21 protein-coding genes are annotated in these 25,881 nt (G+C 67.0%); 7 read left to right on the top strand and 14 right to left on the bottom strand.

What is annotated here, in order from left to right; all coding sequences use genetic code 11:
- The first annotated feature begins 38 nt into the window (after positions 1–38).
- Positions 39–2,978, top strand: coding sequence for a glycoside hydrolase family 5 protein (locus KF907_RS06945; protein WP_291219280.1), 2,940 nt, complete (start codon positions 39–41; stop codon positions 2,976–2,978).
- A gap of 33 nt (positions 2,979–3,011) precedes the next feature.
- Here the strand turns inward: KF907_RS06945 and dxs are convergent, their stop codons facing one another.
- From dxs to modA, 9 genes are all read right to left on the bottom strand, one after another.
- A complete protein-coding gene (gene dxs, locus KF907_RS06950; RefSeq protein ID WP_291219281.1) occupies positions 3,012–4,904 on the bottom strand; it encodes a 1-deoxy-D-xylulose-5-phosphate synthase in 1,893 nt (630 codons plus the stop codon).
- Positions 4,905–5,198: 294 nt separating this feature from the next.
- Entirely contained in the window at positions 5,199–6,101 is a 903-nt protein-coding gene (locus KF907_RS06955; protein WP_291219282.1) for a hypothetical protein, read from the bottom strand.
- 212 nt (positions 6,102–6,313) lie between these two features.
- Positions 6,314–6,907, bottom strand: a complete 594-nt coding sequence (locus tag KF907_RS06960; RefSeq protein ID WP_291219283.1) for an HNH endonuclease — start codon at positions 6,905–6,907, stop codon at positions 6,314–6,316.
- A 197-nt stretch (positions 6,908–7,104) separates the two neighbouring features.
- The gene (locus tag KF907_RS06965) at positions 7,105–7,587 is read right to left on the bottom strand and encodes a GNAT family N-acetyltransferase (protein WP_291219285.1); all 483 of its coding nucleotides are present in this window, start codon (positions 7,585–7,587) and stop codon (positions 7,105–7,107) included.
- A gap of 27 nt (positions 7,588–7,614) precedes the next feature.
- Positions 7,615–9,405 (bottom strand): acyl-CoA dehydrogenase C-terminal domain-containing protein, encoded by a 1,791-nt coding sequence (locus tag KF907_RS06970; RefSeq protein WP_291219287.1) that lies wholly within the window; start codon positions 9,403–9,405, stop codon positions 7,615–7,617.
- Between the two features lie 34 nt (positions 9,406–9,439).
- A complete protein-coding gene (locus tag KF907_RS06975; RefSeq protein WP_291219289.1) occupies positions 9,440–9,883 on the bottom strand; it encodes a hypothetical protein in 444 nt (147 codons plus the stop codon).
- 66 nt (positions 9,884–9,949) lie between these two features.
- Positions 9,950–10,630 (bottom strand): ATP-binding cassette domain-containing protein, encoded by a 681-nt coding sequence (locus KF907_RS06980; protein WP_291219290.1) that lies wholly within the window; start codon positions 10,628–10,630, stop codon positions 9,950–9,952.
- On the bottom strand, positions 10,623–11,315 hold the full coding sequence (gene modB / locus KF907_RS06985; protein WP_291219292.1) for a molybdate ABC transporter permease subunit: 693 nt from the start codon (positions 11,313–11,315) through the stop codon (positions 10,623–10,625). The genes KF907_RS06980 and modB overlap by 8 nt, the downstream gene beginning before the upstream one ends.
- Positions 11,312–12,094, bottom strand: coding sequence for a molybdate ABC transporter substrate-binding protein (gene modA / locus KF907_RS06990; RefSeq protein ID WP_291219294.1), 783 nt, complete (start codon positions 12,092–12,094; stop codon positions 11,312–11,314). The genes modB and modA overlap by 4 nt, the downstream gene beginning before the upstream one ends.
- Before the next feature lie 142 nt (positions 12,095–12,236).
- Between modA and KF907_RS06995 the strand changes: the two genes are divergently transcribed.
- Positions 12,237–12,731, top strand: a complete 495-nt coding sequence (locus KF907_RS06995; RefSeq protein ID WP_291219295.1) for a molybdopterin-dependent oxidoreductase — start codon at positions 12,237–12,239, stop codon at positions 12,729–12,731.
- 62 nt (positions 12,732–12,793) lie between these two features.
- On the opposite strand, the gene KF907_RS07000 is transcribed toward KF907_RS06995, so the two are convergent.
- Both KF907_RS07000 and KF907_RS07005 read right to left on the bottom strand, forming a co-directional pair.
- The gene (locus tag KF907_RS07000; RefSeq protein WP_291219297.1) at positions 12,794–13,696 is read right to left on the bottom strand and encodes a prohibitin family protein; all 903 of its coding nucleotides are present in this window, start codon (positions 13,694–13,696) and stop codon (positions 12,794–12,796) included.
- 327 nt (positions 13,697–14,023) lie between these two features.
- On the bottom strand, positions 14,024–14,905 hold the full coding sequence (locus tag KF907_RS07005; protein ID WP_291219299.1) for a DUF1684 domain-containing protein: 882 nt from the start codon (positions 14,903–14,905) through the stop codon (positions 14,024–14,026).
- 74 nt (positions 14,906–14,979) lie between these two features.
- Here KF907_RS07005 and KF907_RS07010 point away from each other — a divergent pair, with 74 nt between their 5' ends.
- A complete protein-coding gene (locus KF907_RS07010) occupies positions 14,980–16,482 on the top strand; it encodes a rhomboid family intramembrane serine protease (protein WP_291219300.1) in 1,503 nt (500 codons plus the stop codon).
- 732 nt (positions 16,483–17,214) lie between these two features.
- Here the strand turns inward: KF907_RS07010 and KF907_RS07015 are convergent.
- On the bottom strand, positions 17,215–18,498 hold the full coding sequence (locus tag KF907_RS07015) for a hypothetical protein (protein WP_291219302.1): 1,284 nt from the start codon (positions 18,496–18,498) through the stop codon (positions 17,215–17,217).
- Between the two features lie 183 nt (positions 18,499–18,681).
- Positions 18,682–19,776, bottom strand: a complete 1,095-nt coding sequence (locus KF907_RS07020; RefSeq protein ID WP_291219303.1) for a hypothetical protein — start codon at positions 19,774–19,776, stop codon at positions 18,682–18,684.
- Positions 19,777–19,999: 223 nt separating this feature from the next.
- Here KF907_RS07020 and recQ point away from each other — a divergent pair, with 223 nt between their 5' ends.
- Positions 20,000–21,814: a DNA helicase RecQ gene (gene recQ, locus KF907_RS07025; protein ID WP_291219304.1), complete on the top strand. Its 1,815-nt coding sequence runs from the start codon at positions 20,000–20,002 to the stop codon at positions 21,812–21,814.
- Positions 21,815–21,894: 80 nt separating this feature from the next.
- On the opposite strand, the gene KF907_RS07030 is transcribed toward recQ, so the two are convergent.
- Positions 21,895–22,155 carry a hypothetical protein gene (locus KF907_RS07030; RefSeq protein WP_291219306.1) on the bottom strand — a complete coding sequence of 87 codons (261 nt, stop codon included), beginning with the start codon at positions 22,153–22,155 and terminating at the stop codon, positions 21,895–21,897.
- A 201-nt stretch (positions 22,156–22,356) separates the two neighbouring features.
- On the opposite strand from KF907_RS07030, the gene apaG reads away from it, so the two are divergent.
- The 3 genes from apaG (at position 22,357) to KF907_RS07045 (ending at position 25,848) form a co-directional block, all read left to right on the top strand.
- Positions 22,357–22,740, top strand: coding sequence for a Co2+/Mg2+ efflux protein ApaG (gene apaG / locus KF907_RS07035; protein ID WP_291219307.1), 384 nt, complete (start codon positions 22,357–22,359; stop codon positions 22,738–22,740).
- A gap of 33 nt (positions 22,741–22,773) precedes the next feature.
- Positions 22,774–23,622, top strand: a complete 849-nt coding sequence (locus KF907_RS07040) for a symmetrical bis(5'-nucleosyl)-tetraphosphatase (RefSeq protein WP_291219309.1) — start codon at positions 22,774–22,776, stop codon at positions 23,620–23,622.
- Positions 23,623–23,853: 231 nt separating this feature from the next.
- Positions 23,854–25,848, top strand: a complete 1,995-nt coding sequence (locus KF907_RS07045; protein WP_291219311.1) for a dockerin type I domain-containing protein — start codon at positions 23,854–23,856, stop codon at positions 25,846–25,848.
- Positions 25,849–25,881 lie beyond the last annotated feature (33 nt).

Raw genomic sequence — 25,881 nt, forward strand, 5'->3', positions numbered from 1 at the left:
GCGCAGGTGCGGCGCAGGCGGCATTGCCGATGCGCGGAGTGAATCTGGCAGGCGCGGAGTTCGGCGAGGGCAATCTGCCCGGCCAGTACGGCGTCGACTACACGTTTCCCACCGTGCAGGAAGTGGACTACTTCCATGCCAAGGGCATGACCACGATCCGCCTCGGGTTTCGCTGGGAACGCCTGCAACTGACGCTCGGCGGTCCGTTGGATGCAACCTATCTGGCCGGGCTGGATACCGTGGTGAACCATGCCGCCAGCCTCGGCATGAAGGTCATCATCAACCCGCACAACTATGCGCGCTATCACGGCAACCTGGTCGGCTCGCCGCAGGTGCCGCATGCGCAGTTCGGCGATTTCTGGGCGAAGCTCGCGCAGCACTATGCCAACGTTCCACAGGCGGTGTTCGGCCTGGTCAACGAACCGCATACCATGCCGACCGAACAATGGCTGGCGGCGGCCAACGCCGCCATTGCGGCGATTCGTGCGACCGGCTCCACACACCTGATCCTGGTGCCGGGCAATGCCTGGACCGGCGCACATGCCTGGTCGCAGAACTGGTACGGCACGCCAAATGCCCAGGTGATGACGGGTGTGGTCGATCCAGGCAACAACTTCGCCTTCGAGCTGCACCAGTACTTCGATGCCGACTACAGCGGCAGTTCTTCGACTTGCCAAAGTGCGGCCGGCACCGGCGCCAACCAGTTGCAGGGTGTCACCCAATGGCTGCGCACGCATGGCTACAAGGGTTTTCTTGCCGAATTGGCCGGCGCCAACAACATCCCTTGCCGCAACGCGGTGGAAAGTGCGCTGGATCACCTCCAAGCCAATGCCGATGTCTGGCTCGGTTGGGCGTGGTGGGCGGCCGGGCCGTGGTGGGGCGAGTACATGCTGACGCTGGAGCCGACCAACAACTTCACCGTCGATCGTCCGCAGATGGCGTGGCTGGCGCCCTATCTTGCCCCGACCGGCAACGCGGCGCTGATCGTCTACGACGACTCCTTGCAGAATGGCTTCGCCGACTGGTCCTGGGGCGGTGGCAGCAACTTCGCCAATACTGCGCCCGTGCACGGCGGCACCCATTCGATTGCCCTGACCGGCAACAACTACAACGCCATTTCGATGACGCGCGAAACCGGCGCACTTTCCACGGCCAATTTTCCGGTGCTGCGTTTCTGGATCCATGGCGGCACCAGCGGCGGACAGGCATTGGCCTTGATCCTGCAGAAGAATTGCGGCACCGGCACCTGCGTGGTTGCCGCACAAGCCAATCTCAACGCTTTCATTGCCGGCGGTGCGCCAGTGGCGAACGCCTGGCGCGAAGTGACGGTGCCGATCACGCAGGCGCCGCTGGCCTACAACGGTGACTACGACCGCATCGACATCCAGAGCGCATTGGCCGGGACACAGCCGGCCGTGTATTTCGATGACGTCTCGCTGCAATCCAGTGGTGGGAGCGGCAACGACCTGGTGTTCGCCGACGGTTTCGATGGTGCGCCAGCGGCCGTGAACGGCTTGGTGCAGGAGCGTGATGTCACGGTGGCCTCGATGCTGAGCGATCGTTTCACCTGGCGTGATTCGTCGAACAAGCCACGCGTCGCCGTACTCGCACACAATGATGGCCAGTTCGGTCCGGTCGCACCCGGCGGTTCGCAGAATCGCGGCGGTGCCCTGCGCGAGTTCCGCTACCAGATGCCGGATGACTCCACCCGCGTGGCCGGGGTCACCAACTACGGCAATGCAGGACAGGGCGGCTTCGGCTACGTCGTCTCGCATTCGGCCTGGCCGAGCAATGGTGGCGGCTGCAATGGCAACGACTCACCGCTCGGCTATGGCTTCCCCGGCGCGTTCCAGCGCGTTTTCGAGGGTCGCCACCACGCAATCTTCCGCTTCACCCAGAGCTACCCGCGCCGCTGCAGTCCCGCGCCCGGCGGCGCATCCACGTCGGTGCCTGTCACCATCGACTGGATGTTTTCCACCGGTCGCGACAACCCGCTGTGGGCCATCACCTACGACATGAGCGCGCTGCCGGCCAACTTCCTGTTCGATGATTCACGCGCGCCCTATGGCGAGCTTGCGATCGACGGTGTGGGTGCCAGCAACATCAGTGGTGTTGCCTGGGGCGATCGCTGGCAGTTCACCAGCACCACGGCACCTCTCACCTTGAACAGCCAGTGGACGTGGAACACGCCCAATACCGTGCCCTACGTGAAGCTCTGGGTGGATTCGACGAACGCGACCATGGGTCTGGTGCAGAGCCAGACCATGACGCAGCAGGATGCCGGGGCGCGCAACCAGTTCTATCACGACATCACCGCGTTCTGGAACAAGACCAGCGCCCAGGGCAATGCCGGCGGCAGTTACGTGATGCCCTGGCAGGACAGTTGGCCCTACCAGGCCAATGCCTATTCGATCGGTCCGTCCACACCCAACGGCAATGCGCGCCTGACCTGGGGCACCTCGTACGGCTTCCTCGGCCAGACCAGCTACAGCGTCCACGATGGCGTCGTGGCCACGGCACCCGGCTATCCGCGCAAGAGCTACGCGCTCTACGTCGTGCTCGGCGCACACAGCACCAGCCCGATCGAGACCCAGCGCAGCGAGATCGAAACCCGCCAGACCCTGACCTTGAGCACCAGCGTCGGCAGTGTCGCCAGCAGCGGCCCGGCCGGCCCCGGCCGCAGCGACACGATGGCCTACCAGCCGGCAGGCAATGATCCGGTGCATGGCGCGTTGACCTTCGTCGCCAGCGGAAACGCGCTCGATGCGAACATCGCGGTGGGTTCCGGCACGCTCCGGAATCCGCTGATCATCGTGCGCGGTGCAAGCGCCTATCCCGCTTCCGTACGGCTCAATGGCGCGCTGCTCACGGCCGATGCCGACTACTTTCCTTCGCTGCGCGCTGGCGCGAACGAACTGTGGTTGACGCTCAACCGCAACCTTGCCGGCGCCAACAACCGCTTGCAGCTGCAGCCCTGACCGACATCCGAAGGGCGACGCCGGACAGGCTGATCACCCCGCGCTGCGCAACGCCGCCTGCGGGATCAGCGCACCGAAGCGTGCGCGGATCGCGGTCTCGATGCCGGTGGCGTCGAGGCCGGATTCGGCGAGGAGTTCCTCGCGGCTGGCGTGTTCGAGGTATTCGTCCGCCAGGCCGAGGTGGAGCAGGGGCAGGGCGATGCCGTGCGCGGCGAGCAGTTCGCCGACGCCGGCGCCGGCGCCGCCCATGATCGCGTTGTCCTCGACGGTGACGATCGCTGCGTGGGTGCGCGCGAGTTCGAGCACGAGCTTCGCGTCGAGCGGCTTGATGAAACGCATGTTGACGAGGGTCGCGCCGAGTGCGGCGGCGGCCTTCTCGGCGGGGGCGACCATGGCGCCGAAGGCGAGCACGGCGATCGCTTCGCCGCGCCGACGCAACTCGGCTTCGCCGATCGGCAGGGTGTCGAGGTCGCTGCCGGGTGCCATGCCGATGCCGCTGCCGCGTGGATAGCGCACCGCAGCCGGGCCCTGGTGGTGGAAGCCCGTGCTCAGCATGCGCCGGCACTCGGCCTCGTCGGCTGGCGCCATGACGACCATGTTCGGGATGCAGCGCAGGTAGGAAAGGTCGAAGCTGCCGGAATGCGTGGCGCCGTCCGGGCCGACCACGCCGCCGCGGTCGATGGCGAACAGCACATCGAGGTCTTGCAGGGCGACGTCATGGATGAGCTGGTCATAGGCGCGTTGCAGGAAGGTCGAGTAGATCGCGACGACCGGCTTGGCACCCTCGCAGGCCATGCCGGCGGCGAGCGTCACCGCGTGCTGCTCGGCGATGCCGACATCAAAGTAGCGGTCGGGATACTCCTTGGAGAAACGCACCAGGCCCGAGCCTTCGCGCATCGCCGGGGTGATGCCGAGCAGACGCTCGTCGGCGGCGGCCATGTCGCACAGCCAGTCGCTGAAGATGTCGGTGTAGGTGGCCTTGCCGGGGGCCTTCCTAGCCAGGCCCTTTTCGGGATCGAAGGGGCCGACCGCGTGGTAGTCGATCTGCGCGTTCTCGGCCGGGGCGTAGCCCTTGCCCTTGGTGGTGATGACGTGCAGGAACTGCGGACCGTCGAGCTCGCGCAGCGTCTTCAGCGCGTGCAGCAGTTGCGGCAGGTCGTGGCCGTCGACCGGACCGGTGTAATGGAAGCCGAATTCCTCGAACAGCGTGCTCGGCATGAACATGCCCTTGGCGTGTTCTTCCCAGCGCTTGAGGAAGCGCCAGGCGTGGCCGTCGCGGCGCATCATGCGCTTGCTGCCTTCGCGCAGGCGGTTGAGCGTGCGGCTGGCCATCAGGCGGGCGAGGATCTTGGTCAGCGCGCCGACGTTCTCGCTGATCGACATCTGGTTGTCGTTGAGGATCACCAGCATGTTGGGAGCGATGTCACCGCCGTGGTTGAGCGCTTCGAAAGCCATGCCGGCGGTCATCGCGCCGTCACCGATGACGGCGACGATGCGGCGCGGATCGGCCTTGCGTTGCGCGGCGATCGCCATGCCCAGCGCGGCACCGATCGAGGTGGAGGAATGGCCGACGCCGAAGCTGTCGTAGGCGCTTTCGTCGCGGCGCGGGAAAGGCGCGAGGCCGTCCTTCTTCTTGATCGTGGTGATGCGGTCGCGGCGGCCGGTGAGGATCTTGTGCGGATAGCACTGGTGGCCGACGTCCCAGACCAGGCGGTCCTCGGGCGTGTCGTAGAGGTAATGCAGGGCGACGGTCAGCTCGACCACGCCGAGGCCGGCGCCGAAATGCCCGCCCGACGAGGCCACCGACTCGATCAGGTACTCGCGCACCTCGCGGGCGATGTCGCCGAGCTCAGACTCGGGGAAGCAGCGCAGGTCGGCCGGTGTCTCGATGCGCGCGAGGCGCGGATAGCGATTGGGGTCGATCATCAGGGGCGGCCGTCAACGGACCGTCATTTTCGGCCTTCCGGCGGTGCGTAGCAAGGAAGCAGCCGGGCACGTGGCAGGCAGGCGGGGCCGGTAGGTTGGCTGATCAAGCTCGACGCCACACACTGCGCGCTTGTGGCTGATGTTATGGCTGGCGGGAGTCTCCGATGGGAACTGATCTTGGGCTGCGTTCCGAGCGAGAAGCCGGTACGCGCGAATCGATGGAGCGCGCCATCCGCTGGACGATCGCCGACACGGTTGGCCCGTGCCGGCGGTGGGGTGCTTCGTCCGTCGAGATCAGTTCGGTACGACGGTGCAGGTGAGCTTGGTTCCATCCCACGAGCAGATCATGCGACTGCCACTGGTCGAGCCGCTCGTGATGGTCACGCCCATGCTCCTGAGGAAGGTGAGATAGGCGGCGAGATCGTTGCCATTCATGGGGTAATTTCCCTGGTATCCGGCTGCATTGCCTTCCACGACAGCGGATCCATTGGGATTTCTTGCGGAGTTCTTCACGACTTCGAACTTTCTCTCATTCACCTTGAAAACCACGGTCACCTTCGATCCATCCTTGAACGTGATATCGATGAAGAGTGTGCTGCTGAGGACGTTGAAGTTGCCAGCAACCATGGCGGCAACGGCCATCAAGTAGGCTGTGACCGTCTGATTCGATTGCTCGAGATTGTCAAGCAGGCTCGTTCTTATCTGGTAGTCGGAAAGGACGCCGTAAACGGAGTCGCCCTCCAGACCGACACCCGTGTTACCTCGATAATCGACTTGTATGTCGGATGCATTGTTGCCGTTGAGGACATAGAAGTCATGCGCCGCATTGAATGCGGCAATCGCGCCTGCGGAAAGTTCCATGACGTCGGCGCGCAACGGGGCACCGAACGGACATGAGCTTGGTCCGGATTGAACGCTTGCATGTGGGACAAGCTTGCCGCCGCTGTCCTGCGACGAACGGTTCCCAATCCGGGTTCCCGGTCCGATGCTTTCAATGACATCGCCCTCGCAAACCACGTTGAATCCATGAACCGAGTTCGTGGAGAGGCTGAATATCCGATGTTGCCCTTTCCCCAGCTGGATGGCTTTGGAGGACATCTGGGAGTAGCTGCATCCCTCGCAAGGGACATCAGCCGCAAGGGCGGTCGTCGACGAGGCGAGCAAAATAAGAACACACAATGATTTTCCGAGATCCATGTGTAAAGTCCTGTTTGTATACGATGCTCCAATGACTCCTGCATGCTCTGCCGTGGCAAAAGCCGCCGATTCGGGCCGCACTTGCATCGTCCGGACCGAACCGGTCGGAATTTTTAGCTAATGCGGGGGGGGGGCTGGCAACCATTGACTTCCTGGTCAACTCCTGAACGCGGAATCGCGGCCGGGTCATCCGAGGACGCGACGTGACACATTCAGGTCGGCCGGCGGTCCTTCGGCAGGTGGTTGACCAGGAACTCCATCTGGTCGGCGAGGATGTTGCGGTTCGACAGGATCAGGTGTTCGACCCAGCTCGGCCGGTACGGCACGGCGAGCAGCGGCATGTGCGCCTGCTGCGGCGTGCGGCAGCCCTTCTTCACGTTGCAGTGCAGGCAGGCCGTGACGACGTTCTGCCAGATGTCGCGGCCGCCCCTGGAGATCGGCACGACATGGTCGCGGGTCAGTTCGCCGCGCGTGAAGTGGTTGCCGCAGTACATGCAGATCATGCGGTCGCGCGCGAACAGCGCCGGATTGGTCAGCGCCGGTGCCGGGTCGATGCCGTGCAGGCGCGCATGGCCGGTGCTGGCGACGATCGGGTGCAGTTCGAGCACGCTTTGCCGGCCGGACAGCCGGTTCATGCCGCCATGGATGGTCAGACAGGGGTCGCCGAGGGTCCAGGCGACCGCCCCGCGCACGTACAGGCAGGTCGCATCCTGCCAGGAGATCCAGTCCATGATGCGCCCGCTCGCGTCGAGCGAGAGCACGCGCGTGGCGTGGATGTCACCGATCGTGCGCGCGACTGCCTGCATTCGGTCCTCCTCGATGGGGCCGGATCCGCGGCATGCGCGGACATGGCCGGCTTGCGAAGCTGGCGCAGCATAGACCAAGTCGATGGCGGATTTGCAACACCTTGTGGCCGGGAACCCCCATCGCCGTCATGCCGGCTATGGGTGTCACCAAGGCGACAACGGGCGACGGGGCATGCGGCAAACCCTGCGGAGCATCCCTACCGCAATGGCTTGACCATGCGCACCGCTTCGACGCCGAAGCCGAACTCCTCGTACAAGGCTATGGCCCGCGTGTTGCCCGGGAACGCGGCGAGGCCGAGGTATTTGCAGCGGTGCTCGCGCGCCCAGCGTTCGGCATAGGCGAGCAGGGCGCGGCCGACGCCCTTGCCGTCGTGGCCGTCGGCGACGGCGAGGTCGGAAATGTGGCAGTTCGGCGCGCCGGAAAAGAAGTCGATGTTGGTATGCAGATGCAGGAAGCCGACGCGCTCGCCGTCGTCGTTCTCGGCGACGAAGACATGGGTCCCGGCCGGCTGCTCGCTCAGGTGGCGGACGATGTCACGGCGAATGCCTTCCAGGTACTCGCCGCGGCGTCGCCATTTCGGCAGTTCGAAGCCGTCGACGAAGCGCGGTACCAGGCCGAGGATGAAGGCGTCGTCGTCGACGTCGGCCAGGCGGATGTGCAGGTCGGCTTCGGTGTCCACGGCGCGGCTCCGTGTCAGTTGTCGTGGTCAGCCAAACTGTACATCGGAGATGCCCATGAGCGTATCGGCTCCGGCCCGGATCGCCGCGCCGTGGCTGTGGATGCGCGGCAGGATCCGGCTGAAGTAGAAGCGCGCGGTCTGGCGTTTGCCCTCGCGGAAGTCGGTCGATTGTGCCGACGTGGTTGCGGCGAGCACGCTGCGTGCCCAGAAGTAGCCGAGCGCGACGTAGCCGGAATAGAACAGATAGTCGACCGCGGCCGCACCGACTTCGTCGGGGTTGGCTTGCGCCTTCCTGGCGATTTCCTGGGTCAGCTCGCTCCACTCGCGGGTCACGATGGCGAGCGGGGCGACGAATTCGCCGAGGTCCGGGTTGGCCGCGTGCTCCTGGCAGAACGCCGAGATCTCGCCGAGGAAGTGCTTGAGGCCGGCGCCGCCGGTGGCGAGCACCTTGCGGCCGAGCAGGTCGTTGGCCTGGATCTGCGTGGTGCCTTCGTAGAGCGTGGTGATGCGCGCATCGCGCGCGTACTGCTCGACGCCGGTCTCGGCGATGTAGCCGTGGCCGCCGAAAACCTGCACGGCGTCGTAGGTGCACTCCTGGGCCAGCTCGGTCAGCAGGCCCTTGACGATCGGGGTGAGGAACGAAACGAGCTCGTCGCCACGCTTCGCCTCTGCTGTGTCGGCCGAATGGGTCGAGATGTCGTGCTGCAGGTAGGCGTAGAGAGCAAGCAGACGACCGCCTTCGGTGAATGCCTTCTGGGTCAGCAGCATGCGCCGGATGTCCGGGTGCACGATCAGCGGATCGGCCGGCTTGTCGGGGAACTTCGGCCCGGTCAGGGCACGCATCTGCAGGCGTTCGCGCGCATAGGCCAGCGCGTTCTGGTAGGCGCGCTCGCTCAAACCAAGGCCCTGCACGCCGACCGCCAGACGCGCGGTGTTCATCATGGTGAACATCGCATTGAGGCCCTTGTTCGGTGCACCGATGAGCCAGCCTTCGGCACCGTCGAAGTTCATCACGCAGGTAACCGACGCCTTGATGCCCATCTTGTGTTCGATCGAACCGACCGCGAGCGCGTTGCGCTCGCCGACCCTGCCCTCTTTGTCGACCTTGAACTTGGGCACGATGAACAGCGAGATGCCTTTCACCCCCGGCGGCGCGTCGGGCAGGCGCGCGAGCACGAGGTGGACGATGTTTTCGGTGAGGTCGTGCTCGCCGGCGGTGATGAAGATCTTGGTGCCGCTGACGCGGTAGCTGCCATCGGCGGCCGGTTCGGCGCGCGTTTTCAGCAGGCCAAGGTCGGTGCCGCAATGCGGTTCGGTCAGGCACATCGTGCCGGTCCAGCGGCCATCCGTGATCGGCTTCAGGAACACTTCCTGCTGCCAGGCTTCGCCGTGCGCCTTTAGCGCCTCGACCGAGCCGTGCGAAAGCATCGGGAAGTTGCCCCACGATACGTTGGCCGCGTCGATGAACTCCTTGACGATCGCGCCGATCGTCTCGGGCAGGCCCTGGCCGCCGAACTTCTCCGGCGTGGTCAGGGTCGACCAGCCGCCGTCGACGTAGGTCGCATAGGCCTCCTTGAACCCCTTCGGCGTGGTCACGCTCGCGCTTGCCTTGTCGAGCAGGCAGCCTTCCTGGTCACCACTGTGGTTGATCGGTGCGAGCACCTGCTCGGCGAATTTCGCTGCTTCCTCGAGCACAGCGTCGACGATGTCGGGCGTGGCCGATTCGAGGCCGGGCAGGCGTTGGAACAGCGCATCGGCGCCGAGCACCTCGTTGAGCGCGAAGCGGACGTCGTTGATTGGGGCGGCGTAACGGGTCATGGGAATCGCTCCGGAAGAATGCGGTGCAGGCGCATCAGCGCCAGGTGTCGGCGAGGCCGGGGACGGGCGAGAGGCGGCTGCTGCGCTCGAACGGGAAATCGCCCTTCGGCTCGCGGCTGGTGATGCGGCCCTTCAGCTCATACCCGAAGTCGGCGGCGACAAGGGTCGAACCCGCGGCGGGCATCAGGCGTACTTCGAACACGTCGGCGCTCTCGGGGGCGATGTCGAGATCGAGCGCTTCGTCGATTCGGCCGATTTCGCGGCCAGTCACGGTCAGCGTCGCGGTCAGGCGGTTGAAGGTCATCGCCACGTTGCTGAAGTTCTGCAGGCGCAGACGCAGGCGCCAGTGGCCGTCGGGCTGCACGGCAAGTTCCTGGATGCTCGCGGTCGGGGCACTCACGCGCTTGACCGGACCGCCGCCGCAAGCGCTGGCGAGAAGGAGGACGAACAGCGCGGCAAGGACGTTGCGCAGCGACATGGCGGGCCTCGAACGATCGTTTGAATGTCGCCTAGCGTAGCCGGTTCGCCCGGCTGCGCAAAGCGGTCAGCGGATCGCTGTGCCGTGCATTGCAGCAAAGGTGTCGACGGCGCATTGGCCGCCCACGCGGCCGGCCTCGAGCAGGACCACCTGGTCGGCCAGGGCGACCACTTCCTCGGGCTGGTGTGTGACCAGCAGGCTGGCGACCCTGAACTCACCCTTGAGTCGGCGCAGATGCTCGAGCACCTGCGCGCGCGCCTCGCGATGCAGGCCGGTCAGCGGCTCGTCGAGCAACAGGATGCGCGGTCGCGACATCAGTGCGCGACCGATCGCCACGCGCTGGCGTTCGCCGCCCGACAGCGTGCCGGGGCGGCGCGCGAGCAGGGGGCCAAGTTCGAGCAGGTCGACCAGCATGGCGAAATCATCCGCGGCGCGGCGGCGCGCGCGCGTGCCATAGAGCAGGTTCGCGCGCACATCGAGGTGCGGGAACAGGCGGTCATCCTGGAACACGTAGCCGATGTCGCGCGCAGCCGGGGCCAGGGAGATGCCAGCCGCGCGGTCGAACAGGCATTGGCCGTCGAGCACGATGCGTCCCTGCTGTGGTTCGAGCAGGCCGGCGATCGCGTTCAGCACGCTGGTCTTGCCCGCACCGGAATCGCCGAACAGGGCAAGCGCGCGCGCCGGCGAGGCGAAGGCAACCTCGATGGCGAGATCGCGCAGCGCATGCGTGATGGCGACCTCAATCATCGCGGCGGCGCCTCCACGCGGTGCCGCCGAGCACGGCGGCGGCGAGGGTGGCCGCGATCGCAACGGCGAAGGCGACCAAGGTCAGGCGCTGCACGCCGGGCATGCCGCCCGGCACGTTCATCAGTTCGTAGATTGCGATCGGCAGCGTGCGCGTCTCGCCGGGAATGTTCGAGACGAAGCTGATCGTCGCGCCGAACTCGCCGAACGCGCGCGCGAAGGCGAGCACGCAGCCGGCGACGATGCCGCGCACCGACAGCGGCACGACGATCGTCACGAAGCGTCGCCAGGCGCCGGCACCGAGCGTCTCGGCGGCGCGTTCGAGGCGACGGTCGACGCCGTCGAAGGCGACGCGGATCGACAGCACCAGCAGCGGAAATCCCATCACCGCGGCGGCGAGCACCGCGCCGGTCCAGCGGAACGCAAAGACGATGCCGAACTGCGCGAGCCATTCGCCGATCATGCCGTGGCGGCCGAACAGCACGAGCAGGGCGTAGCCGGTGACGACCGGCGGCAAGGTCAGCGGCAGGAACAGCAGCGCCTCGACCAGCACGCGCCCCGGAAAGCGCACGCGCGAGAGCAGCCAGGCCAGGCCGAGTGCGAACGGCAGCGATACGAGCACACTGATGCCGGCCACGCGCAGGCTCAGCGCAAGTGCTTGCCATTCCTCGGGCGCGAGCGCGGTCACCGTGTCGGCACGTCGAAGCCGTGGCGCTCGAACACCGCTTTCGCCCCGGCCGAGTGCAGCAGGGCGAGCAGTGCGCGCGCGGCCGGCGTGTCGTGTTCCTTCAGCACGGCGACCGGATAGACGATCGGCGCGTGCGTCGATGCCGGAAACGTGTCGACCACGCGCACCCCCGATTCGGAGACCGCATCGGAGCGGTAGACGATACCGAGCGGCACCTCGCGGCGCACGACGAAGTTGAGCGCGGCGCGCACGTTGTCGGCGGCGACCAGGCGCATCGATACCGCATCCCAGGCACCGAGCGCAGTCAGTGCGGCCTTGGCGTACTTGCCAGCCGGCACGCTGTGCGGTTCGCCGACGGCGAGGCGGCCGTCGGTGCCGAGCGCGGCGGCGAGGTCGACGCCGTGGACGAGTCCGACTTCGATGTCCGAGTCGTCCGGCGCGACCAGCACCAGCGAGTTGCCGAGAAGGTTCGTGCGCGTGCCAGGCGTGAGCAGGCCGGCCTCGTCGATGACATCCATCCAGTCCTGGTCGGCGGAAATGAAGACCGCCGCCGGCGCGCCGGCCTGGATCTGCCGGGCGAGCTGCGACGAAGCGGCATAACTCGTCCTGATCGTGCCGATGCGTTGCGCGTCTGGCGTAATCAGAATCGAGTCGAGCGCGGGCTTCAGGCTGGCCGCGGCGAACACGAGCACGTCAACGGCGTACGCGCGTGGGCTGGACAGCGCGAGTGCGCAGGCGAGCAGGGCCACCAGGCGTGACATCGGGGACGGTTCCCTCATCGGGTGCGGATCGAGCCTGTAGCATACGGCGCTTTCACGGCGGAGCATCACGATGACGGCGGCTGGCGGAACCCGCGGACGATCCTGCCACCATCGCGCTGGCAGGTTTTGGCTTGTGCTGTGCTGCGCGTGGCTGGTTGCGATGCCGTGCGTCGTAGCGGCCGACGCCACGGCGTCGGCCGCGCATCGCCATGTGCCGCTTGCCGCGAATGGGGCAACGACCGTGAGCATCGGCGGCAAGGTCGAGCGACCGCTCGTGCTCGACCGCGCTGCGCTCGCGGCCATGGAGCGCCGCACCTTGCGCGCCAGCATCCACGGCATCGAGGGCGAGTTCGGCGGCGTGCTCCTGGTCGACGTGCTGCGCGCCGCTGGCGCGCCGCTCGGCGAAACGCTGCGCGGCCGCAATCTTGCGCTCTACGTGCGTGTCAGTGCGGCCGATGGGTTTCGCGTCGTCTACGCCCTCGCCGAGCTCGACCCGAAGTTTCGCGATGACGACGTGCTGCTCGCCGACACGCGTGATGGCAAACCGCTCGATGCCGGTGAAGGGCCGTTCCGCCTGGTTGCCCCGGCCGAGAAACGCCCGGGGCGCTGGGTGCGCCAGGTCACGCGCATCGACGTGCTCGAAGCGGCGGAGTGAGGCCGCGCACGAAAGCAGGCCCCTTCTTATGATGGAAATTGCGAATGTCGACGCGCGCGGGATCACTCACCCTGCGTATTCGCCCGGACGTTGAGGAACGGCACGGTGCCGCCCGGCACCATCGTCGTCGGCAGCACGCCGTTCCATTTCTCGGCCTGGGTCAGCGCGACGATGCCGGTGTTCTGCCTGAGCGCCTCGCCGCGTGCCTTGATCGCGTCGGCCTCGGCGATGCCGCGCACGCGGATCGCCTCGGCCTCGGCCTGCGCCTGGGCGAGCGCGGAGTCGGCGCGCGCCTTGGCCTGGGTCACGGTGATCTCCGCATTGATGCGTTCGGTCTCGAGGTTCTGCCGTTTGGTCTGGATCTCGACCTCGGCCATCATGCGCTTCTCGATCGACTGCTCGTAGGCATCCGAGAAGATCACTTCCTCGATCTGCACGCTGTCGACGACGACCGGTCCGGTGACGGCCTTCTTCAGCGCCTCGTTGACGTCCATGCCGAACTTGGTGCGGTCCTGGATCGCCGAGATCGCGGTGTAGCGGCCGAACACGTTCTTGACCTCGTCGGGCACCTTGCGGCTGATCAGGCGCTCGACCATCTTGTCGATCGTGCCGTACTGCGAATACAGCTCCTCGACGCTGGCCTCGGGCACGCGGTAGCTGACCGAGATGCGCAGCGTGGCCGGCTGCTGGTCCTTGCTATAGGCCTCGACGCGTTCGTAGACGATGGCTTGGTTCTGCACCGAGATCTGCCGCACCGTGTCGACGAACGGGATCTTGAAGTTGAGGCCCGGCTCGGCAATGCCGACCACGGCGCCATAGCGCAGCTTCACGCCGCGCTCGCCCTGGTCGACGGTGTACCAGCTGCCGAACACGATCGACAGCAGGAGCAGGCCGATCACGGCGAGGATGATGCCGACCACACCAAGGCGTTTCGGCAGGGTGAACGGGACGGCTGGTCGATTCATTCTTGGCTCCCCGGATGTGGATGGTGCGAAGCGCGCATCAGCGCCGCGAGCGGAAATCGTGCCAGAAGCCGATCGCGCCGCGGATCATCAGCGCGACGACGACGAGACCTCCGAAAACCTGGATCAGGACACCCATCTGGCTGGCTCCCCGTGCGACCGCGGAGCGGTCGTCGGCACCAATCTGAGGGCAATCCAGGCGCGGATCAAGCGCTGCAGGTCCCGGGTCGGGCGGTGCCCTGATCAGGCCCTTCGCGAGCGAAACTGCTCGCACAGCGCTTTGAGTCCGCGCGGGAGGCGTCAGTCACGATCCGAACGTTCGTGGCCCGCTCAATGCACGGCGTACTTCTTTTCCCCGGCGGTGACGCGCACGGCGAGGCGGTTCTGCGGTGGCGCGGTCGGGCAGACGACATGCGGGGACAATGCGCAGGGCGGGTTGTAGGCGAGGTTGAAGTCGAGCACGACCTTGCCGTCTTGCGGCGGGTCGGCGTAGAGGAAGCGCGCGGCGCCGTAGGTTTCCTTGCCGCTGGTCCTGTCGGCGATGATGAAGAAGAGGCGGCCGTCGTCCTCGACCACGGGTTCGAGGCTGAAACTCGTGCCGTCGCGAGTGAACACTGCCTTGCCCGGCACTTCGGCGGTCTGCAGCGTATTGATGATCGTCACCAGTTCGATCGCATGGGGTGGATCGTAGGGTTGCCAGTCGGCCACGATGCGCCATGACGGATCGGTCGGGAAGGTTTCGATACCCTTGAACGCGGCCAGCGCGGGCGATTCGGGATCGCGCAGGCGCCAGCTTGTCACGTCACCGCTGCGGACCACGTAGAACCAGGCTTTGCCGAAATGGACCTCGGTCGGGCGCTGGCCATCTGCATTGGTCTGCAGTTCGACTTCGCCCTTGATCGGCGCGCCATCGATCGTCGCGTCGGCCTTGGCATCGGCACGGAAATGCACGCGACCATCGGTGTCGAGACGCAGCGTGCCCAGACGATCCGGCCCCTTGGCGAGCACGATGGCATTGCCGGCCCCACGCCCCACCGTGCTTTCGCCTTCGCGCACCATGCCCGAGCCGACGAAACTGAACCAGCCATCCGGTTTCTGCAGCGAGGCGATGCGCGCCGCACGCCACTCCTCGACCGAGCGCGCGTGCTCGTCGTCGGCATGCAGCGGGGCGGACAGGGCAACGATGGCGGCAAGCAGCAGGGCACGGCGCATGGATCGGTTCCTCGGGGACTCCGTGCGAGTATAGGCGCAGCCGGCCGCGATCGTTGGTCGGAGCCGGGAGAGTCATGCTGATCGTTCCGCTGCATCGCGCACCGACCTGGAAGAACTTTCCGTGGATGACGTGTGCACTCATCGTCGTCAACGTGTTCGTGTTTGCCGTGTTGCAGTCGGGTGACGCGCGCGCCCGGGTCGTGGCGATCGACCGATACCTCGCCCATGGTTTGCCGCGCATCGAGTTCCCGACCTATGCCGACTGGCTGCGCGACGAGGGCGAAAGCGAGCGGGCCGAAGCGTTCGACCTGCTGGCCAGGGCAAAGCCGCGGGTTGCCGCCGAGGTACTGCAAAGCGACGACACATTCGTTGCCGCGCTGGCCGACGGACGCATCGTGCCGCGAGCGCTCACCGCCGTTGCCGATGAATCGGCGCGTGGCGACTGGCGACAGGCACGTGCCGATTTCGAGCGGGCCTGGGGTGAAGTCTTCAGTTATCGTTGGCTGCAACGCTTCGATCGCTTCGATCCGGTCACGCTGGTCAGCGCGACGTTCCTGCACGCTGGTGTCGGCCATCTGCTCGGCAACATGCTGTTCCTCGCCGTGCTCGGCCTGCTCGTCGAAGGTGCGCTCGGGCGTGGCCTGTTCCTTGCCGTATACCTGCTCGGTGGCATCGGTGCCTCGCTGGTGTCGCTGGCCAACCACTGGGGCGAGCCGGGCGGTGCACTCGGAGCATCCGGCGCGGTGGCGGCACTGATGGGTGCGTATTGTGTGCTCTGGGGCATGCGCCGCGTGCGCTTCTTCTGGTGGTTCTTCGTTGCCTTCGACTACGTCAAGGCGCCGGCGCTCGTGCTGCTGCCTTTCTGGCTCGGCTGGGAAATCTGGAACCTCGCCTTCAACGGCGATGCCGGAGTCGGCTTCGATGCGCATGCCGGTGGCATCGTCAGCGGCGCGCTGCTCGCGCTGGTCGTGCGCTGGCAGGGCTGGGAACACAAGGAGTTCATGGACGAGGACATGCGTGCCGACGAGGTCGCTGGCGATCGTGCCGCGCTGGACGAGGCACGCGCCTGCCTCGGTCGCCTCGAGGTGGCGCGAGCGCGCGCCCTCGTCGAACCGCTGCTCGCGCGCCGACCCGGCGAGTTCGAACTGCTCGCCCTGATGTACCGCTGCGCACGCTACGAACGTGGGATGCCACGCCTGCATCCGGCTGCCTTTGCCGCGTTGCGTGCCGAACCGGTCGACAGCGATGGGGTGCGCGCGCAGAAGGCGTTGTACGAGGACTACATGAAGACCGCGGCTGGCGCAGCGCGCGTGCCGGCCAGTCTTGCCTACAGCCTGGCCAGGCGTTGGCTGGCGATTGGCGCAGGCGACGAGGCGATGCGCCTGGTGAGCGCATTGACATGGTCGCCGGCGACGTCCGCGACGCTTGCCCGCGACAGTCTTGCCATTGCCCAGGCCGCCCGGCTGAAAGGCTTCGTGCGCGAGGCTGCTGGTGTACTTGAGCGCATCGTCGCCGAGGCGCCGGATTCGACCGAAGCCGGCAAGGCACGCGCGTTGCTGGCGGATGCGGGTTCGTGATTCCCTGCCGACCTGCTCACCCGTAGGAAACGGCTTTGGCCGTGATGCCCTGTCTGTACAAGACCACAAAGAACGAGCATCACGGCTAAAGCCGTTTCCTACGGCGTTGTGCGGCCGGGCATCACGGCTGAAGCCGTTTCCTACGGCGTTGTGCGGCCGGGCATCACGGCTGAAGCCGTTTCCTACGGCGTTGTGCGGCCGGGCATCACGGCTGAAGCCGTTTCCTGCGGCGTTGTGCGGCCGGGCATCACGGCTGAAGCCGTTTCCTGCGGCGTTGTGCGGCCAGGGCATCACGGCTGAAGCCGTTTCCTGCGGCGTTGTGCGGCCAGGGCATCACGGCTGAAGCCGTTTCCTGCGGCGTTGTGCGGCCAAGGCATCACGGCTGAAGCCGTTTCCTACGGCGTTGTGCGGCCAGGGCATCACGGCTGAAGCCGTTTCCTGCGGCGTTGTGCGGCCGGGCATCACGGCTGAAGCCGTTTCCTACGGCGTTGTGCGGCCGGGCATCACGGCTGAAGCCGTTTCCTGCGGCGTTGTGCGGCCAGGACATCACGGCTGAAGCCGTTTCCTGCGGCGTTGCGCGGCCAGGGCATCACGGCTGAAGCCGTTTCCTACGGCGTTGTGCGGCCAGGGCATCACGGCTGAAGCCGTTTCCTGCGGCGTTGTGCGGCCAGGGCATCACGGCTGAAGCCGTTTCCTGCGGCGCATATATGGCCGTTTCCACAACCGCGGTGTTCAACCCGCCGCCGGCGGCTTCGCCGATGCGGCGATGCTGGCGAGAAAGCGGTCGTAGGTCGCGATCTCGTCGTGCAGCGGGTGGTCGGGGAAGTTCTGCAACAGGAATCCGGTCAGCTTGCGCGCCTCGGCGTCGCGGCCGAGTCGATCGCCGAGCAGCCGGGCGGCGAGCAGGTAGTTGGCCGGCAGGTCTTTGTGCTTTGGATGCGTGCGGTGGAAGTTCGCCAGCAGGCTCACGGCAAGCTGTGACTGCCCGCCTTTCGCCGCGCGCTCGGCCAGCATGTTGATCGCGTCGGCCGGTGGGCGGAACGACGGATCGAGCGCGATGCAGTCGCGCGCCAGGTCGAGCGCACGCTTGCCGTCCTCCTGGGCGAGCAGGATCTCGATCCACTCGCGGCCGTGGCGCAGCGATTCCTCCTTGTGCCCGCCGAGCGCGAGCAGCTTGCGGTACTGCTCGTGCAATTCGGGCGTGCCGCCGCGCGAATGCAACTGCTCGCGCAACTGTTCGAGCGCGGCCTCGATATGGCCGTCGCGGACGAGCTGCTGGGTCTCGGCAAGGAAGCGCTCGTCGGCGCTGAGCGGGCGATCGAGCGGCGTTTGGATCACCGGGTCGTAGCCGAACTCGCGGTGGTACTGCCAGATCATGTAGCCCATCAGGTGGAAGTTGGCGATGACGACGTAGTGCGAGGCGAAGTCGTTGATGAGCTTCGCGATGAAACCCGGCATCACCGATCCGAGCAGGCCCGACAGGTTGCCGGCGCTGGCGAGGAACACGAACGACAGCAGCACGACGGCCAGGTACGGGCTGCCGAGGCGGCCGATAACCGCGAACCACGTGCCCGGGTTGAGTGCGTGGCCGAGGCTGCCGTCCATCGCCAGCGACATCGATGCGGCCGGTTGGGCGAAGGTGAGCAGGAGGATGATCGCGATCGCCGCCAGCGGTGGCAGGAAGACGGCGCCGACCGTGGCGATGATGACGATGATGGCCTGCAGCTTGATCATGTCCCAGCCGACCGAATCCTCGACCGTCGTGCTCAGCACCGGCGGATCGAGACGGCCGTTGGCCGTGGTGCGCAGGCACTCACAGGCGTACTTGTACAGCGCGATCCAGACGAAGATGTCGAACGCCCAGCCGAACGGCAGGTAGCGCACCAGGTGGCACAGCGCGAGCACGCCGATTGTCAGCAGCGCGTCGCCGCGAAGCGGGTACAGCGAGATCTCGCGCAGGCGCGACCAGAATGGCTCGATGTTGTCCGGGTCCGGGGCGCGGGCGGTCTTCGGCATGGGTATTCGCAATCCTGTCCGTCAGAGAGCGGCGGCGCGCGAGCATAGCAGCGTGCCGGTTCTATGAATCGCGACCAAAGTCGCTCCCAAAAAGCCGGGGATGAAGCGTGCGCAGCGGGAAATGGATAAACACTTGCTCTTGCGAATCACGAATCACCAATCACGGCTTTTGTGGGAGCGGCTTCAGCCGGGAACCTCGAAGCCGTGCCTGAAGATGAGGTCGGCGATGGTCGGTGTGGAACGCACGCAGTTCCAGGTTTCCCCGATGCGCGGGCCGGTGTCGATGACCTGGAAATGGCTGACCAGCAACGGCGTCGATCCGTTGGCGCCGTTCCAGAACACCTGCGCGCCGATGCCCAGGTCCGACCATTTCGCCGTCGTGTGGCGGTCGCTCTCGAAGGTCAGGGCGATGTTGCCGCCGTCGGAGAGGACGATGCCGTAGCGTTGCATGGTGCGCAGGATCACCCGCGCGGCGGCGTTGTAGCCGCTCATGTCGAAGTCGGCCTTGAGGCGCATGCGCACGCCATAAGGCACCGTGCCGACCGGGCCACCGGGACTGCCGGCATGCGAAGCCGGGCGCACGTAGAGCCGTCCGCCGACACCGCCGAGCGAGGCGTCGTTGGCCATGCGCGCGTTGGGCAGGATGAAGCGGATCGCGTGACCCAGATCGGAATCGGCGCTGCCCTGGCGTGCAGCGACTTCGTCGGCGTTCACCAGCAGCGGCGCGATCGGGAAGCCGGCGGCGTCGGCGCTCGTGCAGTGCTCGCCGCGACCCTCCGGTGGATAGTTCGCGTTGAGATTCCATACGGCGAGGCAGCGCGCGTTGAGCACGTTGCCGTTGAGGTTGCCGGAATAGAGTTCATAGAGCAGATGGCCCTTGCGCACGATCAGGTGGCAATCCTCCGAGTTGTTGGGGCAGGACAGGCCGGACTGCCCCTCGAACGCGGCATCGGCCGGTACCGGCATCGATGCGGGCAGGGCTTCGCAATCGGGCGTCCAGTACTCACCCGAGCCGAGGTGCGGCACGATCGCGCGCATCGGCGCGTCGTTCCCCGCGTCGTGGTGGACATGGATGGAGAAATCGATCTGCATGCGGTTGCCGTTGCCCCAGCCGCCGAGGCTGTTGAGGGTGTCGAGCATCGATGTCGACTGCGGATGCAGCGGCGCGTTGCGGATGTCGGTGTGCCAGACCGAGCCGGGTGGGAACCGCGGCGGTTCGGCGGCGTGCGCGAACGTCGTTGCGGCGAACATGGCGGCGAGGAAGGACAGGCGATGCATCGGGCAGGCACTCGTGGTCGTGACGGGGCATCCAAACCGATCGGCCGGCGTGCTGCCGTGACGCAGGTGGCGATCCTTTGGAGCGTTGATCGCGGCTGAAGCCGCTCCTACAGAAGCTGGTCCTGTGAGAGACCCTGTAGGAGCGGCTTCAGCCGCGATCAGCCCTGATGATGCACCCACACCGCTGCGTGCGCATCCCGCACGACACCGGTAGCATCCGCGCATGTCCGCCGAAGCATTGCGCATCCTCCATTCCGTCTTCGGCTATTCCGCCTTCCGCGGGCACCAACAGGCCATCATCGAGCACGTCGCCGGCGGCGGTGATGCGCTGGTGCTGATGCCGACCGGCGGCGGCAAGTCGCTGTGCTACCAGATTCCGGCACTGCTGCGGCCGGGCACGGCGATCGTCGTCTCGCCGTTGATCGCGCTGATGCAGGACCAGGTCGATGCGCTGCGCCAGTCCGGCGTCGAGGCGGCCTTTCTCAATTCGAGCCTCGATGCTGAGGCCCAGCGCGAGGTCGAGCAGCGCCTCGTCGGCGGAGACCTCAAGCTGCTCTACGTTGCGCCCGAGCGCCTGCTGACCGCGCGCTTTCTCGATCAACTCGCGCGCATCGAGATCGGTTTGTTCGCGATCGACGAGGCGCACTGCGTCTCGCAGTGGGGTCACGACTTCCGCCCCGAGTACCGTCAGCTGACGATCCTGCACGAACGGTTTCCCGCCGTGCCGCGCATCGCCCTGACCGCGACCGCCGACACGCCGACACGGCGCGAGATCGTCGAGCGGCTAGGCCTCGAATCGGCACGGCGCTTCGTGTCGAGTTTCGATCGCCCGAACATCCGTTATCGCGTGCTCGGCAAGGATGACGGGCGCGCGCAGTTGCGCGATTTCCTGCGCGGTCATCGTGGCGAATCCGGCATCGTCTATTGCCTGTCGCGCAGGCGCGTCGACGACACCGCCGCCGCGCTCGTCGCCGACGGCATCGCGGCGCTGGCCTACCACGCCGGCATGGACGCCGAATCGCGCGCGCGCAACCAGCAACGCTTCCTGCGCGAGGACGGCATCGTCATGGTCGCCACGATCGCCTTCGGCATGGGCATCGACAAGCCCGACGTGCGCTTCGTCGCCCACCTCGACCTGCCGAAAAGCCTCGAGGGTTACTACCAGGAGACCGGCCGCGCCGGCCGCGACGGCCTCGCCGCCGAGGCGTGGATGGTCTGGGGCCTGTCCGATCTGGTGCAGTTGCGCCAGTTCATCGCCCAGTCCGAGTCCGGCGACGAGCGCAAGCGTGTCGAATACGCCAAGCTCGAGGCCCTGGTCGGCTATGCCGAGACGACCGCCTGCAGGCGCCAGCGACTGCTCGCCTGTTTCGGCGAGACGCTGGAGCAGCCCTGCGGCAACTGCGACAACTGCCTCGAACCACCGGTCACCTGGGATGCAAGCGTGGCCGCGCAGAAGGCCTTGTCCTGTGTCTATCGCACCGGCCAGCGCTATGGCGCGCGCCATCTGGTCGACGTGCTGCGCGGCGTGGAAGGCGGACGTGTCGCCGAGCTTGGGCACGACCGGCTCAGCGTGCACGGCATAGGCGGAGAACTCGACGATCGGCAATGGCTGGGCGTGTTCCGCCAGCTCGTCGCCAACGGCCTGCTCGCCACCGACGAGGACGGCTATGGCGTGCTGCAGCTCACCGAGGCCAGCCGTGGCGTGCTGCGCGGCGAGACGAAGGTGTCGCTGCGTCGTGTCGCCGACCGCAGCGAGCGTCGCGCCGCGCGCAAGGCCGCGCGCAGCGCACGCGAACGCACCTCGCTCGACATCGCCCCGCAGGAAGCCGCGTTGTGGGATGCCTTGCGCGACATGCGCGCGCGCCTGGCCCGCCAGCAGGGGGTGCCGGCCTACGTGATCTTCCACGATGCGACCTTGCTCGCCATGTTGCGCGAACGCCCCTCCTCACTCGACCAACTCGCTGCGATCAGTGGCGTCGGTGAACGCAAGCTCGCGCGTTACGGTGAGGCGTTTCTCGGCGTGTTGCGCGCGGGCTGAGGTGTTGCGGCGCGAGCGTCGTCGGCTCGGATGTCGCTGCCCGGGCGCCGCGCTCGCAGGAAGCCGTGCCCACGGGAAGGTCAAGCCAGCCTGACTCCCATCACATCGACCCGGCTGCGCGCGCATTCGTAGCGGATCGCGTCGAGCAGGCGGGCGTAATCCGCACGGGCCTCGAGCTCGATCTGCATGGCCACGCTGTGCCAGACCGGAGGCTGCGGCGCACCCGTGGTCGCCAGGCGGTGGCGGGCGAGCACGCCGTTGACGACGGCGCGCGCACGCTCGGCGATCTCGCGCGCGGTCGCCTTGCGGGCGCGGTCTCCGAACAGGATGGTCAGGCCCATGGCTGGCTCCGGTGGCATCGGCATGATCGACGCCGGCCAGTCTTGCCATGTTTGGATGAACGGTGTGCGTACGCGACGGCGCGGGATTGTCGCCGTTGACCCATGTTCACCAATGGCTCCGCCGGCCCTCGCCGGGCAAGCCACGCAAAGCCCCGCGTCCCCGCTTGCCGGCTGCGGCGCCGTCCCCGACAATCGTTCCCGATGAGTGCCGGCAAGCCCCATGACATCGCGGTCTCCGTCGAGGCACAGTTCCTCGACGAACAGTCGCAACCACACGACAACCGTTACGTGTTCGCGTACACGGTGACGATCCACAATCGCGGCACCGTGCCCGCGCGCCTGCTCGGCAGGCACTGGATCATCACCGACGGCAACGGCGACGTGCGCGAGGTGCGCGGCGAGGGCGTGGTCGGCGAGCAGCCGCACATGCGTCCTGGCGAGGGCTACGAGTACACCTCGGGCGCGGTGCTCGAGACCGCGGTCGGCACCATGCACGGCAGCTACCAGATGCTCGCCGACGACGGCACGCGTTTCGATGCGTCGATTCCTCCCTTCGTGCTGTCGATCCCGCGGACCTTGCACTAGTGATGGCGCACACGGACGGGGCGGACCACTGACATGGCAACCTGGGCAATCGGCGACATCCAGGGTTGCCACGACGAACTCGCGCGCCTGCTCGACCTGATCCGCTACGACCAGGCGCGCGACACGCTGTGGTTCTGCGGCGACCTCGTCAACCGTGGCGGGCAGTCGCTCGAAGTGCTGCGCCTCGTGCGTTCACTCAACGCCGGCACGGTCGTCGTGCTCGGCAACCACGATCTGTCCCTGCTCGCCATCGCCGAGCGCAGCGAGCAGGACCAGGCCAAGGTCAACCCCGAGCTGCGCGCCGTGCTGTTCGCCCCGGACCGCAGCGAGCTGCTCGACTGGTTGCGCAGGCGCCCGCTGCTGCATGCCGACCGCGAACTCGGCTACATGATCGTGCACGCCGGCCTCGCCCCGCGCTGGGATGTCGCCCAGGCCGAGCGTGTCGCCCGCGAGATCGAGAACCGCCTGCGCGCCGACGACTACCGCCGCCTGCTCAAGCAGATGTTCGGCAACCGCCCCGATTTCTGGTCGCCGAAGCTGCGCGGCATCGAGCGTCTGCGTGCCGGCATCAACATGTTCACGCGCCTGCGCTACTGCGACGTGCGCGGCCGCATCGCCTTCGCCGAGAAGGGCACCCCGGGCACCCAGCGTCCGGGCCTGTATCCGTGGTTCGAAGTGCCCGGACAGGCGAAGCGCGACTTGCGCATCGTCTGCGGCCATTGGTCCACGCTGGGTCGCTTTGCCGGCCTCGGCGTCTACGCCATCGACACCGGTTGCGTCTGGGGCGGCGCCCTCACCGCCATGCGCCTGGATGTCGAGGAACCCGAGTTCGTCGCCCTCAAGTCGAACCGGCCGAAGCCGGTCGGCAAGGATGGAGACTGACCCGGACGGCGGGGCCGCACCGTTGCACCGGGACCTTCGACCCGCCCGCACAGGGCGCAACCACTTAGCGGCGGGATCACGGCTGCGCTGACGCGGTGTCGGTTTCGCGCCGCCGCCACCAGCCCATGACCGCCCCGATCCGGCCACCGATCAGGACATCCCTTGACGCGCGTCAATGCGTGCGCATGGCCGACTGCCAAGCATGGCGGGATACGGGTTGCGAGGTTCGCAATGAGCACGATCCATTCGACGGCATCCTTGCGCGCAAGGATCCGCCTGCTGTTGCCGATCCTGCTCGTGCTGGCCGGCATGCCCGTGGCGATCGCCGACCCGGTCCCGACCACCTTGCGCGACTTCCACGTCTCCGGAACCCAGTTCGGCGACGCGCATCCCGACAATTTCCAGTCGCCGGCCGTGTGCGAGGCCTGTCATGCGAATACCGGCAGCAGCGGCGAGCCCTATGCCAGTTGGAAGGGCAGCCTGATGGCGAACGGTGGCCGCGATCCGCTGTTCTTCGCCCAGCTCGCCACGGCCAATCAGGATGTCGCCAACGTCGGCTATTTCTGCCTGCGTTGCCACGTGCCGAACGCGGTGTCGAGCGGGCATGCCCTGGTCGCCGACGGCAGTACGCTCGATCATCGCGACCGCGACGGTGTCGATTGCCATTTCTGCCATTCGATGGTCGATCCCGACTACAAGCCGGGGGTGAGCCCGGCGCGCGACGCCGACATCCTCGCCGCGCTCGAATCAGTGCCTGCATTCACCGGCAACGCGATGTTCGTGCTCGATCCGGAAGGGCAGCGCCGCGGTCCGCGCACCGACGCCCAGCCATCGCACGAGTTGCTGGTCTCGCCGTACCACCGCGACAGCGCGCTGTGCGGTTCCTGTCACGATGTCGGCAACGTCGCGGTATCACGCCAACGCGACGGCACATACCGCTACAACGCCCTCGACACACCGCCGGACAGCGAGGATCTGGCGACCCACTTCCCGCTGGAGCGCACCTACACCGAATGGAAGCTCTCCGCCTTCGCTGCCGGCGGCGTCGACATGCAGGGCCGATTTGGTGGCGAGGGCGGCGGCGTCGTCTCGAGCTGCCAGGACTGCCACATGCCGGTGCGCGCGGGCTATGCGAGCTTCATCGGTCCCTTGCGCCCGGACCTGCGCAGCCATGATTTTGCCGGTGCCTCGTCGTGGGTGCTCGACATCATCGGCCGCTACTACGCCAACGATCCCGCGGTCGACCAGGCCGCGCTGGCGGTCGGCATGGCTGCGGCCAACGACATGCTCGGTCGTGCCGCCTCGCTCGAACTCGCCCAGGACGGCGGCGGCGTGCTGCGCGCGCGCGTGATCAATGAGAGCGGCCACAAGCTGCCCACCGGACACATCGAAGGCCGGCGCGCCTGGGTGCAGGTGCGCCTGCGCGATGCCGACGGCAACCTGCTGCGCGAATACGGCGCCTACGATCCAGTCAGCGCCGAGCTCGATGAGCACTCGACCATCGTCTACGAGATGGCCGTGGCGCTGTCCGCCGAAGCCGCCGCGGCCACCGGCCAGGCGCCGGGACGCACCACGCACATGGCGCTCGCCGACACCATCGACAAGGACACGCGCATTCCACCGCGCGGATTCACCAATGCCGCATTCGTCGCCGGCGGTGCGCCGGCGGTCGGCCGCCACTACGCGGATGGCCAGTACTGGGACGATGCGCGCTTCTGGATCCCGCCGGGCGCAGTCAGTGCCGAGGTCAACGTGCTGTACCAGACGGTCACCCGCCACTACATCGAGGCCTTGCGCGACGGCAACCAGACCGACCACTGGGGCCAGACCCTGCATGACCTGTGGGAGCAGAGCGGTCGCGCCGCGCCGATCACAATGGCCTCGGCAACGATCACCCTCGCTGGTTTCCTGCGCGGTGACTTCGACGGCAACGGCGTGCTCGATGCGGGCGATGCAGCACGCCTCACGCGATGCCTCGAACCTGATGCCGATGCCGAGAGCTGTCGCGCCGGCGACTTCAACGGCGACGGTGTCATCGACTGCACCGATGCGGCGGCGATGGTCGCCGCATGGAGCGGACCCGATCCTGCGCCAGTCTTCGCCGCCTGCCGCGGCAGCGAGGCGATTGCGGTTCCGCTGCTGGATGCGCGCATGCTGGCCGTGCTGGCCGTGCTGTTGCTGCTCATTGGCGCAGCCAGGCTGCGGCCGCGCCGTCGCCGGACCTGAGGCGCGCGGCCGGCCCGGTCCAATCCACCCGGA

The sequence above is a fragment of the Dokdonella sp. genome, from assembly GCF_019634775.1.
Taxonomy (GTDB): Bacteria; Pseudomonadota; Gammaproteobacteria; order Xanthomonadales; family Rhodanobacteraceae; genus Dokdonella.